The organism is Qipengyuania polymorpha (assembly GCF_019711435.1).
GTDB lineage: Bacteria > Pseudomonadota > Alphaproteobacteria > Sphingomonadales > Sphingomonadaceae > Qipengyuania > Qipengyuania polymorpha.
In genome coordinates this window covers 1,018,084-1,031,621 of record NZ_JAIGNK010000001.1, presented here as the reverse complement: position 1 = coordinate 1,031,621, position 13,538 = coordinate 1,018,084, and the positions used below count along the sequence as shown (strand labels likewise).

Genomic DNA, 13,538 nt, shown 5'->3' with positions numbered 1-13,538 from the left:
GGCGGGCCGCGCTGCGGTTCCGCCCCTTTTTTCATGGTGTCACGAGGCCGGACGGGCTGCCTTGCAGAATGCCCTGATGCGATCGGGGTCCTTCACCCCGGGAGCGCTCTCTACCCCGGAGGATGTGTCGACCAGCGGCGGTCGTGTGAGCGCGATGGCATCACCGACATTGTCAGGCGTCAGGCCGCCCGCCAGCCCCCATCCGGGACGGCCCTTCCAGCGCTCCAGCAACGACCAGTCGAAGCGAAGTCCCATCCCGCCGGGCAAAGCGGCATCCGCCGGGGTCTTGGCATCGAAGAGCAGTAGGTCGGCGGCGCTGCGGTAGGCTTCCGCAGTTTCCATGTCGCGCGCTGTCGCAACCGAAATGGCCTTCCAGACCGGGACACCGAAACGCGACCTCACCTCGGCGACGCGTTGCGCCGTTTCCTTGCCATGGAGTTGGAGCGCATCCAGCCGGCCCGCTTTCAGGCCTTCGGAAATCAGGCTGTCATCGGCATCGACGAACAATCCCACGCGCCCGATACCCGCGCCCGCTCTCATCGCCAGAGCACTCGCAGCGTGCCCGTCGACATGGCGCGGGGAGGGCGGGAAGAAGACGAGACCAATATAGTCGGCGCGCGCCTCGATGGCTGCGTCGAGCGCGTCGGTGGTTGCAATGCCGCAGATCTTTATCGCAGGCAGCAAAGCTCGCCTCCTAGAGGGTAGCCTCGATCGCGCGGGCCGCGGCGGCTGGGTCTTCGGCCCGGCTGATCGGGCGGCCGATTACGAGCACGCTGGCGCCGTCATCGCGTGCCTGGCGCGGAGTGACGACGCGCTTCTGGTCGCCGACCGTGCTGCCTTCGGGGCGTAGGCCCGGAACGACGAAGAAACCGTCTTTCCACTGCTTGTGGACCATGCTGATCTCCTGGCCGGAGCAGACCACGCCATCGAGACCCGCGCTGTGTGCGAGGTCAGCGAGGCGCAGCACGTGGTCCTCGGGCGAGTCATTGATCCCCATGTCGCGGATATCGCGCTCGTCGAGGCTCGTGAGCATGGTCACGCCGACCACCTTGGTGTTCTCGCCCGCCGCAGCCTTGGCATCTTCCATCATCGCGCGGCCGCCGCATGCATGGACGGTGACGATGGCCGGCTCCAGCACATGGATGGCCTGCATTGCGCCTGCAACGGTGTTGGGTATGTCGTGCAGTTTCAGGTCCAGAAAGATCGGCAGGCCCAGCTGCGCAATCATGTGGACGCCATGCGCGCCGTGGGCATTGAAGAACTCGAGACCCAGTTTCACGCCGCCGACATGGTCCTTGACCTGCTTGGCCAAGGCAACCGCATCGTGCAGGCGCGGCACATCGAGGGCAAGGTAGACAGGATTGCTCATGATTTTGTCGTCGGCTCCGGATCGACAGGATTGGCCGGCTCGCTGGGCAGGTCCTTCCGGACAGGCTCGGGGCGGACGGGCGGGGTAGGGGTGGTGGTTTCGGCCCGCGGTGTGGCCAGTTTCGTGGTTGCTGCTTCGAGCCCCGAAATGCGGCGTGACAGACGCCAGTGAACGCCGCGGTGGTAGAGCCACATCGGCAGGAGGCCGAGTAGGAAGCTCACGATCACCAGCGCAGGCACGCGCGTATCCCAGACGATACCCGGCCAGATGCGGACATCGATCTGCCTGTCCCAATTGCCGAAGGAAAAGGCGAGTACGCCTACCAGCAACAGGACCCAGAGGATGGTACGAACGATTTGCATGGAATTGCGGCTCCCCAATTATCCCTTGGGTGGCACGCTAGGCGCAGAAATCCGTCGCGTCTAGCCGAACACCCGGTCGAAAATCGTGTCGACCTGCTTGAAGTGGTAGTCGAGGTCGAAGCGTTCCTCGAGCTGTTCCTCGGTGAGCGCTGCGGTCACTTCCTCGTCGGCCTTGAGCAGGTCGAGCAGCATCAGCCTGCCGTCCGATTCCCACACCTTCATCGCGTTGCGCTGGACGAGGCGGTAGGCATCCTCGCGGCTCACGCCGTTCTGGGTGAGGGCCAGCAGCACGCGCTGCGAGTGGATGAGGCCACCCATGCGGTCCATGTTCGCCTGCATGCGCTCGGGATAAACGAGCAGCTTGTCGACCACGCCGGTGAGGCGCGCGAGCGCGAAATCGAGCGTGATGGTAGCATCGGGTCCGATGAACCGCTCGACCGAGGAGTGCGAGATATCGCGCTCGTGCCACAGCGCGACGTTCTCCAGCGCGGGCAGGGCGTAGGCGCGGATCATGCGCGCCTGTCCGGTGAGGTTTTCGGTGAGGATAGGATTGCGCTTGTGCGGCATCGCGCTCGAACCCTTCTGGCCCTTGGAGAAGAACTCCTCGGCTTCGAGCACCTCGGTGCGCTGGAGGTGGCGAACCTCGACCGCAAGCCGCTCGATGCTTCCCGCGATGACGGCCAGCGTCGCAAAGTACATGGCGTGGCGGTCGCGCGGGATGACCTGCGTGGAGACGGGCTCGACGCTGAGGCCCATCTTCTCGGCCACGTAGGCTTCCACGCTCGGGTCGATATTGGCGAAGGTGCCTACCGCCCCCGAGATGGCGCAGGTGGCGATTTCCTCGCGCGCGGCAATCAGGCGCTTCTTGCAGCGGTCGAACTCGGCATAGGCTTGTGCCAGCTTGAGGCCGAAGGTGACCGGCTCTGCATGGATGCCGTGGCTACGGCCGATGGTGGGGGTGTACTTGTGCTCTTCGGCGCGGCGCTTGATGGCGGCCAGGAGCTGGTCGAGGTCTTCGAGCAATAGGTCGGTCGAGCGCGCCAGCTGCACCGCGAGCGTGGTGTCGAGCACATCGCTGCTGGTCATGCCCTGATGCATGAAGCGCGCTTCATCGCCGACATTCTCCGCGACCCAGGTCAGGAAGGCGATAACGTCGTGCTTGGTCACGGCCTCGATTGCGTCGATGGCCGGAACGTCGATGACCGGATCGGTCGCCCACCAGTCCCACAGCGCCTTGGCCGCGCTCTTCGGGACCACGCCAAGCTCGCCCAGCTTCTCTGTCGCGTGCGCCTCGATCTCGAACCAGATGCGGTAGCGCGCTTCCGGCTCCCAGATGGCGGTCATGGCGGGGCGGGCGTAGCGGGGGACCATGGGTCGACTCCGTATAGGGTGCGTGGGTGGGGTTTGGCGTCCCGCTAGAGAGACGCGCGCGCGCTGGCAAGGGCGGCGCACTGCTATCCGCGGGATGTTATGGTTTCCGCAGCGTTTACCGGTTCGTCGCACATTGATTGCGCTTTGCGCCTCCGTCGGTAAGCTGTGGCATATGAACGACAAGACGTCAGTACGCGTGATGCGCAAGACCCTGCTCGCCGGTTCGGCATTCGCCGCAGCTTTGTCCTCTCCTGCCATGGCCGGAGAAGAGATAATTTACGGCGCTGCTCCCGATTGGGTGGAGGAGGCGACGCTCGATGCCGATGTTGTGAAATCCGGCCCTGCGCAATTGCTGGCCGACTGGCAGTACCGGCTCGAAGATGGCGTCGTCACCTCTTATGCCGACATGGCCTTCCGTATCGACAATCCGCAGACGCTCATGCAGCAGGGGACCATCTCGCTCGGATGGCTGCCCGACAAGGGCGACCTGACCGTGCACCGCGTACAAATCCTGCGCGGCGGCGAGGGTATCGACGTGCTGGGCAATGGCACCGAGTTCGACATCCTGCGCCGCGAACAGGGGCTGGAACAACGCCTGCTCGACGGGCAGCTCACCGCGACGCTGGCGGTGCCCGGGCTGCAGGTGGGTGACATCCTTCGCGTGACCCACTCTGTTACGATCGACGACCAGGCGCTGGGCGACGAGATGCAGGCGCTACAGTTCCTTCCCGCCAAGCCGTGGCAGGTCGGTTTCTCGCGCGTCATCGCGAGCTGGCCTCAGGACGAGGAAGTGTTCTGGCGAGCCGAGGAGCATGCCGGCGTCGCAGCACCCGTCACAAAAGATGGCGAGAGCCGCCTCGAAATCACCTTGCCGCTGGCCGAAATGCCCGAGATGCCGAACGATGCGCCCTCGCGCTATCTCCGCAATCCGGTTCTGCGTGTAGGGACTTATGCCGACTGGCAGGAACTGTCGCGCACCATGGCCCCGCATTTCAGCAAGGCCGCCCAAGTCGCTGCGGACAGTCCCGTCGCAGAGCAAGCCCGCGCCATCATGGCGAAGACGAAGGACCCGCTGGAACGTGCTGCTTTGGCAACACAGCTTGTGCAGGACGAGGTGAGCTATCTCCTCAACGGTCTGGATGGCGGCAATTACCTGCCGCAGGACGCCGAAGAGACGTGGGAAAAGCGCTACGGTGACTGCAAGGCCAAGTCGGTCCTGCTGCACGCTTTGCTCAGCCAGATGGGCATCACTTCGCAGACCGTGCTGGTGCAGACGCGCGGCGGTGATGCCATTCCCGAACTGTTGCCCGTGCCGGGCAATTTCGACCACATGATCGTGCGCGCCATCATCGACGGGCAGGATTACTGGCTCGACGGGACCAGCGCTGCCACGCGCATCGCGAACATTGGCTGGGTCCCGCCATTCCATTACGCGCTGCCGCTGACCACTGACGGGGCAGGGCTGGTGCCGATGACGCAGCGCGAGCAATCCTCGCCCAATCTGGTGATGTCGGTCGTCTCGGACTATTCTGCAGGCATCGACCTGCCTGCGCTCTTCTCTTTCGAGATGGAATTTTATGGCCCGCAAGGGGCGGGGATTCGGCAACTGGTCGATCAGGGCGACGAAGACCAGCTCAAGAAGATCGGCAAGAGTTTCGCCTCGCAGCAAGGCTCTGTTGCCGTGCGTTCGGTCGCCATCGACTATGACGATGAACGCGCTGTCGGGGTGATGAAGGTCAGCGGGATCGCCGCTTCGGAATTCGAATGGAAGGATGGCCGGCTGGTCGTCGATTCCGAAGTGGGCGGAGATGCCTCCTTCGATGCCAACCGTGCAAAGCCTGAATGGCGCAATATCCCGGTGGCGACGAATGGCCCCTCGCGCCGGCGTATTCTCGCCGAACTTATCCTACCGCACGAGGCGAAAGGATTCGCGTTCGAGGGCGAGGAAACGCTTGAAACAAGCTTTGCCAATACCGTCGTTTCGGCAAACAATTCGCTGAGCGGAAACCGTTTTGCGGGCGAGTATGAGGTCGTGCAGGTGCTCGGGGAAATCGCTCCCGACGAGCTGCCCGAAGCCAAGCGCGCAGTCCGCCGCCTTGCCAGCAAGACCAATCGCCTCATCGCGCCGGAAGACGTGACCTGGCGTTGGGAGGTGGACCGCAAGACGCTCGACAGGCGCGCCGAGCCGTTGCTCGCCGCCTATGGCGAAGCGATTGCCTATGCCGACAAGGACGACTTCGGCCCGCTTCAGGAACGCGCTGCGTTCTACGGCGATATCGGCCGGTTCGAAGAATCGCTCGCCGACCTCGATACGCTGGTGGAGAAGGATACCTCGGCATGGGTCCTGCAATGGCGCTCGGGCGTGCATCAGGCGCTGGGCAACACCGAAGCGTCCCTGGCCGATTTCCAACGGGCCTATGATATCGATCCCAATAGCGGCCTCGCCATCACTTTCGCCGAGCGACTGGGATATGCGGGCAAGTATGAGGAGGCTTTCGAAATACTCGATGGCTTGCCGCTGACCGAAGAGGAGGAGCCTTTCTACGCAGGCACCTACGCCATCGTTGCCGGCCTCTCGGGCGACACGGCACGCGGTCTGGAAATCACAAAGGAGGAGGTGGCCGACAAGCCGCAGAATGCCTCTGCCCTCAATGGCGACTGCTGGTATCGCGGGCTCTTCGCGGTCGGGCTGGAGGATGCGCTGGAGGTCTGCACCCGCGCCATCGAACGGGCCAGCAACAGCGCGCCCATGCTCGATAGCCGGGCGATGGTCTATTATCGCAAGGGCATGCTGGAAGAGGCGAAAGCCGACCTCGACAGCGCGCTGACCCTTACGCCAGGCCTTGCCGCATCGCATTACCTGCGCGGTGTCATCCTGCTCGAACAGGGAGACAAGTCGGGTCAGGAAGACATCGACATTGCCCTGCGTCTCGCGCCCCAGCTCGAGGCCGAGTACGCCCAGCACGGCATTTCGCCGAAATAGGCTAGATCAGCCCCTTGGCGCGGAGCGAGACATGCGTTCCGCGTCCGACGATGACGTGGTCGTGGACGGTGATATTGAGCAGCCGTCCCGCCTCGGCAATGCGGTTGGTGATCTGGATGTCGGCGCGGCTCGGCTCGGGGTCCCCGCTCGGGTGGTTGTGCACAAGGATGAGCGCGCTCGCGCCCACATCGAAAGCACGGCGGATGACCTCGCGCGGATGGATGGCGGCTTCGTCGATCGAGCCTTCGGCGGCGAGATGGTCGTCGATGAGGCGGTTGCGCGTGTCGAGATACAGCACGCGCACGCGTTCGTGCTTGAGGTTACCCATATCGATGGCGAGATAATCCAGCAGCGCCTGCCAGCTGCCGAGGACCGGCTGTTCCTGAACAGTGCCGCGAGCCATGCGCCGGGCTGCCAGCGAGACCGCATGCAGCGAGGCCGCGCTTGCCTCGCCCATGCCCTTGACCTGAGCCAGCGCTCCGGGCGCTGCGTTCAGCACCCCTGAAAAGGAGCCAAACTGGTCGATGAGCCGCTTTGCCAGCGGCTTGGTATCGCCTTGCCTGAAGGTGGCAAAGAGAAGGTATTCGAGCAGTTCATAGTCGGCCAGCGCCTCTGCGCCGCCCTTCAGCAGGCGCTGACGCAAGCGCTCGCGATGACCGGCCCCTGCGTGCTCCGGCGCTTTTTTGGCGAGCTCGGGCAACCTTTTCTTCCCCCCAGACGTTTCAATGCCTTGCATTGCCTTTAAGGTGCGATGCGCGCAAGTGCAGGGATGAATGGACGGTAGCGAAGACCACATGCAAGCGGCGAAAAGACCGCGGTGGCGCAAGAAGCGCTACAACGTGCCGGCGCTGCTGTTGTCGGTGCTCATCGTGGCTGGCCTCGTCGCGTGGTTCAACCGCATCGATATCGCCAATGATTTCATCGACGACCAGCTGGCGGCGAACGGTCTTCCGGCTACGTATACGGTCGAGAGGATTGGCGGTCGAACCCAGATAATTTCCGATCTTGTCATCGGCGACCCGGATGCGCCCGACCTCACGGCCGAGAAGGTCATCGTCGGCCTCAAGCACCGCTTCGGCATCCCCGAAATCGGCAGCATCACGCTCGTCAATCCGCGTATCTATGGCCGGTATACCGATGGTCAGTTGAGCTTTGGCAGCCTCGACAGCATGCTGTTCGACGAAAGCAGCGACGAACCCGCGAGCCTGCCCGACTTCGACCTCGCCGTTCGCGACGGTCGGGGGCTCCTCGAGACAGATTACGGACCGGTAGCTTTCAAACTCGCTGGCGAAGGAAATGTCGCCGATGGTTTTTCCGGAATCCTTGCTGCCACGGCGCCCCGTCTGGCGATTGGCGGGTGCGAGGGTGACGGAACGACCCTCTATGGCAAGCTGAGGACCGCTTCCGGCGAGCCGTCCTTCAGCGGCCCCTTGCGAGCATCGACCATCACCTGCGAGGACCAGCAACTTGCCGTCTCCGATCTCGTGGCAGAACTCGACCTCACGGCGAACGAGGAACTGGCCGATCCTGAACTGGAAGCGCGCATTTCCAGCGATTCGGCGCATTACAATGCAAACAGTGCGCAATCGCTCGAAGGGACTGTGCGCGCGCGAATGAGGGGGGATGCGATGAATTCTCGCTATTCCTTCGCGGCGCGCGGGCTAGAGACTCCGCAAGTGCTCGCAACGGTCCTGACCGCAGAGGGTGTTGTGCGTGCGCGTGATGACTTCGCCAGGCTCGAAGTGGAGAGCGATATCGAAGGCAGTGGCTTGCGTCTCGGCCAGTCGCTCATTGCTTCCATCGAGGGCATGCAGGCTGCGGGCGAGGGCACGCTGCTCGAACCCATCGCAGGGCGCATTACCCGCGCGCTGCAAGCGGAAACGCGCGGCAGTTCGCTGGCGGCCGACCTGCGTTATCGCTCGGACCGCAAGGGCTATTCGCTGCTCGTGCCGCAGGGCGAGCTTGTCGGCAGAAGCGGGGCGCGGCTCTTGTCGATGTCGCGCATGGAGTTCACCTCGCGCGACGGGGAAACGCCGCGCATCGCGGGAAACATCGCCACGGGTGGTCCGGGCCTGCCGCGCATCAACGGTCGGATGGAGCGCGCGCCTAGCGGCGATGCCTTGTTCCGGCTGTCGATGGCGCCTTACTCAGCGGGCGGGTCCCAAATTGCCATCCCGCGCATGTCCATCGCACAAGGCAGCACCGGGGCGCTGGGCTTTGCGGGGCAGGTAGAGGCGACGGGTCCGCTTCCCGGTGGCGCGGTCGACCGGCTGTCCGTTCCGGTCAACGGTCGCTGGGAGCCGGGCGGCGAGCTGGCTCTCTGGCGCGAATGCACGCGTATTGAATTCCGCAGGCTGGCGTTTGCCGAGTTGAACCTCGCAGGGCCGGGCCTCACGCTCTGTCCGCCGCCGGGCAAACCGATGTTGCAATATGGCAGTGCGGGCCTGCGATTTGCAGCAGGTGCACCATCGCTCGACCTCAAGGGCGCGCTCGGCGACACGCCCATCCGCATCGCCAGCGGGCCGGTCGGCTTCGGCTATCCGGGCACGCTGACCGCCCGCAATCTCGACATTACGCTCGGCCCCGCAGACACGGCGAGCCGCTTTGTGATTTCGGACCTCGACGCGCAAATCGGCGATAATATCGCCGGCACCTTCGACGATGCCGAAATCGCGCTCGCTGCGGTGCCGATGACCTTGCAGAACACTGCGGGAAATTGGGACTACACCGATGGGCGTTTGACCATCGGAGGTGCCAGCTTCCGCCTTGTCGACCGCGAGCGCCCGGAGCGGTTCGAACCGCTTGTCGCGCGCGGTGCATCGCTGACGCTCGTCGACAATATCATCGATGCCGATGCCACATTGCGCAATCCGGAGACCGACCGCGTGGTGACGCTGGTCGATATCCGGCACGACCTTTCCACAGGCGGCGGCTTTGCCAATCTCGACATCGAGGGACTTACCTTCGACGAGCAGTTGCAGCCCGAAGACCTGAGCTACCTGGCCTTGGGTGTCATCGCGAATGCGGACGGCACGATTACGGGGGAAGGGCGGATCGACTGGTCGCCCTCGGGAGAGGTCACCAGCACTGGCACCTTCTCTTCCGACAATCTCGATTTCGCGGCCGCTTTCGGTCCGGTGACGGGCGCGAGCGGTACGGTCGAGTTCACCGACCTGCTTGGCCTCACCACCGCGCCGAACCAGAAAATCCGCATCGGCTCGGTCAATCCGGGCATCGAAGTGCTCGATGGCGAGATCGAGTTCAGCCTGCAGAACGGCGAACTGCTTGCGGTGAGCGGAGGCAGCTGGCCCTTCATGGGCGGCACACTCATCCTGCGCGAAGTCGACCTCAATCTGGGGGTAAGCGAGGAGCGTTCCTACATCTTCGAGATTGTCGGCCTCAATGCCGCGCAATTCGTCGCCCAGATGGAGCTCGAGAATATCTCGGCAACCGGCATTTTCGACGGGACAGTGCCGATTATCTTCGGTGCGGACGGTAATGGCCGCATCGAGCAGGGCGTGCTTATCTCGCGCGCGCCGGGCGGCAATATCTCCTACGTCGGCGAGCTGACCTACGAGGACCTGTCGGCCATCGCCAATTTCGCCTTCGATGCGCTACGCAGTCTCGACTACACGCAGATGAGCCTGACCATGAACGGGCCGCTGACCGGCGAAATCGTGACGCAGGTGCGCTTCGATGGCGTGCGGCAGGGCGAGGATGCGAAGAGCAATTTCATCACCAAGCAGCTCGCCAAGCTGCCGATCCAGTTCCGCATCAATATCCGCGCGCAGTTCTACCAGCTGATTACCTCGCTCAAGGCAATGTACGACCCGTCATCGGTGCGCGACCCGCGTGAACTGGGCCTGCTGAGCGACGACGGCCAGCGCCTACTTCGGCGCTCGATCACCGGCGAGGAAGCTGAACCCGATATCGACCCTTCCGATGTTATCCCCGATGAACCCACCATTCAGGACCAGGAAAGCGAGTAAGCGCTATGAAACCCCATGAATTGACCGACCACGAGGGGCGTGCGACAAACTGCGATATGCAGGGGAACGCAGCCATGAAGGGTCTGAAGATTTCGGCGGCGGCCTGCTTGGCCTCGCTCGCGCTGGCAGGTTGCGTGACGGTGGAAGCACCCACGGAACCCATCGTGATCGAGCTCAACGTCAACATCCGCCAGGAAGTGATTTATCGCCTCGCCGAAGATGCGGGCAATACGATCGAAGAGAATGCGGATATTTTCTGATGGGTGAACTTATGACCAAGCGACTCACCAAGGCTGTCCTTTCGGGCGCGGCCATCGCAACGGCTCTCGGCGGCATCGCCGCTCCGGCCTATGCCCAGCGCGACCCTGCCTATGCCGCAGCCCGCGCTGCCGGCGAAGTCGGGGAAAAGATGGACGGCTATCTCGGCATCGTCGGCCCTGAAACGGCCGAACTGCGCCGTATCGTCAACGACATCAACATCAAGCGCCGCGCGGTCTATTCGCAAAAGGCGCAGGCGTCGAATGCGACGCTCGAGGAATATGCGCTCGCAGCCGGCTGCCAGGCGATCCTCGCGACTGTTCCGGGCGAAAAATACCAGGCACCCGACGGTAGCTGGCAGACGCGCACCAGCGCACCTCCGATGCGCGATTCGCGCTGCCCGTAACGGTTGTTGCGCACAGAATATTGAAGCCTCCTGCCGGTACCGCCCCGGCAGGAGGCTTTTTTGTTACACTCGGAGCAATCTGGGGCCCGCTCCATGTTGACTCGCCCATAGCCCCCATCTAAGGGGGCCGCGCCCTTGGCGGGCAAGTCCCTGCGCGTGCCGCGCAACCCCACAAAGGAGTAAGGCATGAGCGACGACGAACCCGCACGGAAACCCATCGAGGAGGATGCGCGGATCGACGCGCTGGAAAAGCGGCTCAGTGCCGCCCAGCAGCGCGAAGAACAGCGCAACCGCAAGACCGGTTCCGGGGCCGATGCGAACTATCGCAGCGGCAACCGTGTTCTGGCAGACTTGCTCGGGGGGCTTCTTGGGGGATCGGTCATCGGTTACGCCATCGGCTATTTCACCGATACCAATCCTTGGGGTCTGCTGGTGGGGCTGTTCCTTGGAATAGTGGTCGCCTTCAGGAATATTATCCGCGCGGCAAATCAGAAGCCCGGCGAGTGACCCCGAAAGGGGCTTTGCGGGGCTTTCGTTACAGGATTTAGGGAATTTCAGACGTGGCAGCCGAACAGGCCAAAGTCGATCCGATGTACCAGTTCACGATCAAGCCGCTCGGCGGCTCGGAATCGTGGGAGCTGGCCGAAGGATTCAACATCGCGTTCACCAACAGCGCGCTGTGGATGCTCATCACCACCGTGGTGCTTTTCGTCTTCGTGCTCGGCGGCATGCGTCGCGAGCTCGTTCCCGGACGCTGGCAGATGATGGTCGAAAGCTTCACCGGCTTTATCGACAACATGCTCGAAGCGAACATCGGCAAGGCCGGGCGCAAATACGTGCCCTACGTCTTCAGCCTGTTCATGTTCATCCTGTTCGCGAACCTCCTCGGCCTGCTGCCGCTGGGTGTTATCGGGATCCACCCGTTCACCTTCACGAGCCACTTCACCATCACCGGTGTCTTGGCCATCATCAGTTTCTCGATCGTTCTCATCGTGGGCTTCTGGCGCCACGGTCTGCACTTCTTCAGCCTGTTCGTCCCGCACGGCACGCCGCTGCCGATGGTGCCCGTGATTGCGCCGATCGAATTCATCTCCTTCATGGTGCGTCCCTTCAGCCTCGGCCTGCGTCTCTTCGTGGCCATGATGGCCGGACACGTGCTGCTTGAAGTGCTGTCGAGCTTCGTCATCGACGGTACGAATGCCGGTGCCGGTTTCGGCCTTCTGGTCGGCCTGCCGAGCTTCCTGCTCATGATCGGCATCTGCGCCCTGGAACTGCTGGTCGCCGGCATCCAGGCCTATGTTTTCGCCCTTCTGACGTCGCTGTACATCAACGACGCCGAGAACCTTCACTAAGTCTTTTAAATTCAAGTTTTTCCAAAGGAGTTTGTCATGGAAATGGAAGCTGCAAAGCTTATCGGTGCTGGCCTCGCTGCAATCGGTGCAGGCATGGCTGCAATCGGCGTGGGTAACGTCTTCGGTTCGTTCCTCGAAAGCGCCCTGCGCAACCCCGGCGCAGCAGACGGCCAGCAGGGCCGCCTGTTCATCGGCTTCGCCGCTGCCGAACTTCTCGGCCTGCTGGCGTTCGTCGTTGCCATGATCCTGATCTTCGTCGCCTAATCGACGAGATTTGAATTGGAGCCGGTCGGGTTCGCCTGACCGGCCCCGTACTTTCCTGCCTCACGCTTTTCGAGAGCTGCAATGCCCCAGATAGCACAGCTTGCCGAAACATGGTCCAGCCAGGTCTTCTGGCTGCTGGTCTTCTTCGGCATTACCTTCTTCGTCATCGGCAAGGGCATGGTCCCTAAGGTGATGGATACCGTTGCCCAGCGTGACGGACAGATTGCCGCAGACCTCGCCGCTGCCAAGGCCGCGCGCGACGCCGCCGACGAGCAGGAAGAAGCCTGGCGGGTCAAGGAAAACGAAAACCGCGCTGCGGCGCAGGCTATCGTTGCCAAGGCCAAGGAAGAGGGCGCCAGGAAGAGCGAGACCAAGCTCAAGGCTGCCCAGACCCGGATCGACAAGAAACTTGCCGATGCCGAAACCCGTATCGCCGAAGCCCGCACTGCGGCGCTGGCCGAAGTCGAAGCCGTGGCCGTCGAAGCCGCGCAGGACATCGTCAAGACGCTCGCCGGTGTGAAGGTGACCAAGCCGGTCGCCACCAAGGCGGTGAAGGAGCAGATGGCTCATGGCTAACACCACCACCACTACTCCCGAAGTCTTCGCGACCGAGACCCCGGAAGCAACGACCGAAATCGATCACGGCGCTGGCAAGCATGTCGAGCCCGAACTGTGGGGCCTCGCGCCGTTCCAGGTCGTCTCGATCTCGATGCTGGTCCTGCTGATCTTCGCCTTCTTCGGCGCCAAGGTCCACAAGACCATTGCCGGCGGCCTCGACAACAAGATCGCGGCCATCAAGGAGCAGCTCGAAGAAGCCAAGCAGCTCCGCGCCGAGACCGAAGCCCTGCGCAAGGAATATGCTGACAAGATCGCAGGTGCCGAAAAGGATGCCGAGGCAATGCTCGCCAATGCGCAGCATGAAGCCGACGCCATCCTCGAGAAGGCAGAAGCCGACAGCAAGGCCATGGTCGAACGCCGCAAGCGCATGGCCGAAGACAAGATTGCCGCTGCCGAGCGCGAAGCGGTGCAGGACGTGCGCAACCGCGCTGTTTCTGCTGCCACCGGCGCAAGCCGCAAGCTGATTGCCGAAAAGCATGATGCCGAAGCGGACAAGGCCCTGGCCGACAAGGTCATCGCCGGTATCTGATTTTCCCTTGGACGGGAACGATGGGGGCGGCCGATAT

The 13,538-nt window shown here is 63.1% G+C and carries 14 protein-coding genes; 9 read left to right on the top strand and 5 right to left on the bottom strand.

Annotated elements, in window-relative coordinates; genetic code table 11:
* Positions 1-39: 39 nt before the first annotated feature.
* From K3152_RS05085 to purB, 4 genes are read right to left on the bottom strand one after another with little or no spacing between them, the layout of a single operon-like run.
* A complete protein-coding gene (locus K3152_RS05085) occupies positions 40-684 on the bottom strand; it encodes a phosphoribosylanthranilate isomerase (protein ID WP_425594667.1) in 645 nt (214 codons plus the stop codon).
* Positions 685-694: 10 nt separating this feature from the next.
* A complete protein-coding gene (gene pyrF, locus K3152_RS05080) occupies positions 695-1,369 on the bottom strand; it encodes an orotidine-5'-phosphate decarboxylase (protein WP_221572956.1) in 675 nt (224 codons plus the stop codon).
* Positions 1,366-1,731 (bottom strand): DUF1049 domain-containing protein, encoded by a 366-nt coding sequence (locus K3152_RS05075; protein WP_221572954.1) that lies wholly within the window; start codon positions 1,729-1,731, stop codon positions 1,366-1,368. Before K3152_RS05075 ends, pyrF begins: the two co-directional genes overlap by 4 nt.
* Positions 1,732-1,791: 60 nt before the next feature.
* Entirely contained in the window at positions 1,792-3,102 is a 1,311-nt protein-coding gene (purB, locus tag K3152_RS05070) for an adenylosuccinate lyase (RefSeq protein ID WP_221572952.1), read from the bottom strand.
* A gap of 172 nt (positions 3,103-3,274) precedes the next feature.
* Between purB and K3152_RS05065 the strand changes: the two genes are divergently transcribed.
* A complete protein-coding gene (locus K3152_RS05065) occupies positions 3,275-6,085 on the top strand; it encodes a DUF3857 domain-containing transglutaminase family protein (protein WP_221572950.1) in 2,811 nt (936 codons plus the stop codon).
* A 1-nt stretch (position 6,086) separates the two neighbouring features.
* Here the strand turns inward: K3152_RS05065 and radC are convergent, their stop codons facing one another.
* On the bottom strand, positions 6,087-6,821 hold the full coding sequence (gene radC, locus K3152_RS05060) for a RadC family protein (protein WP_425594666.1): 735 nt from the start codon (positions 6,819-6,821) through the stop codon (positions 6,087-6,089).
* A 37-nt stretch (positions 6,822-6,858) separates the two neighbouring features.
* Here radC and K3152_RS05055 point away from each other — a divergent pair, with 37 nt between their 5' ends.
* The 8 genes from K3152_RS05055 (at position 6,859) to K3152_RS05020 (ending at position 13,501) form a co-directional block, all read left to right on the top strand.
* Positions 6,859-10,074 (top strand): intermembrane phospholipid transport YdbH family protein, encoded by a 3,216-nt coding sequence (locus K3152_RS05055; RefSeq protein WP_221572947.1) that lies wholly within the window; start codon positions 6,859-6,861, stop codon positions 10,072-10,074.
* 74 nt (positions 10,075-10,148) lie between these two features.
* Positions 10,149-10,334, top strand: a complete 186-nt coding sequence (locus K3152_RS05050; protein ID WP_247713149.1) for a YnbE family lipoprotein — start codon at positions 10,149-10,151, stop codon at positions 10,332-10,334.
* An 11-nt stretch (positions 10,335-10,345) separates the two neighbouring features.
* Entirely contained in the window at positions 10,346-10,738 is a 393-nt protein-coding gene (locus K3152_RS05045; protein ID WP_221572945.1) for a YdbL family probable chaperone protein, read from the top strand.
* Positions 10,739-10,924: 186 nt separating this feature from the next.
* Positions 10,925-11,245, top strand: coding sequence for an AtpZ/AtpI family protein (locus tag K3152_RS05040; protein ID WP_221572943.1), 321 nt, complete (start codon positions 10,925-10,927; stop codon positions 11,243-11,245).
* A 53-nt stretch (positions 11,246-11,298) separates the two neighbouring features.
* The gene (locus K3152_RS05035; RefSeq protein ID WP_345719763.1) at positions 11,299-12,090 is read left to right on the top strand and encodes a F0F1 ATP synthase subunit A; all 792 of its coding nucleotides are present in this window, start codon (positions 11,299-11,301) and stop codon (positions 12,088-12,090) included.
* A gap of 36 nt (positions 12,091-12,126) precedes the next feature.
* A complete protein-coding gene (locus K3152_RS05030) occupies positions 12,127-12,354 on the top strand; it encodes a F0F1 ATP synthase subunit C (protein WP_006832363.1) in 228 nt (75 codons plus the stop codon).
* An 81-nt stretch (positions 12,355-12,435) separates the two neighbouring features.
* Positions 12,436-12,930, top strand: coding sequence for a F0F1 ATP synthase subunit B family protein (locus tag K3152_RS05025; RefSeq protein WP_221572942.1), 495 nt, complete (start codon positions 12,436-12,438; stop codon positions 12,928-12,930).
* Entirely contained in the window at positions 12,923-13,501 is a 579-nt protein-coding gene (locus K3152_RS05020) for a F0F1 ATP synthase subunit B family protein (RefSeq protein ID WP_221572940.1), read from the top strand. The genes K3152_RS05025 and K3152_RS05020 overlap by 8 nt, the downstream gene beginning before the upstream one ends.
* Positions 13,502-13,538: the final 37 nt, after the last annotated feature.

Bases quoted from the DNA above. Each gene is read 5' to 3' on its own strand.
- K3152_RS05045 (WP_221572945.1), top strand. From the start codon at position 10,346: ATGACCAAGCGACTCACCAAGGCTGTCCTTTCGGGCGCGGCCATCGCA.
- K3152_RS05050 (WP_247713149.1), top strand. From the start codon at position 10,149: ATGAAGGGTCTGAAGATTTCGGCGGCGGCCTGCTTGGCCTCGCTCGCG.
- K3152_RS05075 (WP_221572954.1), bottom strand. From the start codon at position 1,731: ATGCAAATCGTTCGTACCATCCTCTGGGTCCTGTTGCTGGTAGGCGTA.
- K3152_RS05020 (WP_221572940.1), top strand. From the start codon at position 12,923: ATGGCTAACACCACCACCACTACTCCCGAAGTCTTCGCGACCGAGACC.
- radC (WP_425594666.1), bottom strand. From the start codon at position 6,821: ATGCAAGGCATTGAAACGTCTGGGGGGAAGAAAAGGTTGCCCGAGCTC.
- K3152_RS05055 (WP_221572947.1), top strand. From the start codon at position 6,859: ATGGACGGTAGCGAAGACCACATGCAAGCGGCGAAAAGACCGCGGTGG.
- K3152_RS05065 (WP_221572950.1), top strand. From the start codon at position 3,275: ATGAACGACAAGACGTCAGTACGCGTGATGCGCAAGACCCTGCTCGCC.
- purB (WP_221572952.1), bottom strand. From the start codon at position 3,102: ATGGTCCCCCGCTACGCCCGCCCCGCCATGACCGCCATCTGGGAGCCG.
- K3152_RS05040 (WP_221572943.1), top strand. From the start codon at position 10,925: ATGAGCGACGACGAACCCGCACGGAAACCCATCGAGGAGGATGCGCGG.
- pyrF (WP_221572956.1), bottom strand. From the start codon at position 1,369: ATGAGCAATCCTGTCTACCTTGCCCTCGATGTGCCGCGCCTGCACGAT.
- K3152_RS05030 (WP_006832363.1), top strand. From the start codon at position 12,127: ATGGAAATGGAAGCTGCAAAGCTTATCGGTGCTGGCCTCGCTGCAATC.
- K3152_RS05025 (WP_221572942.1), top strand. From the start codon at position 12,436: ATGCCCCAGATAGCACAGCTTGCCGAAACATGGTCCAGCCAGGTCTTC.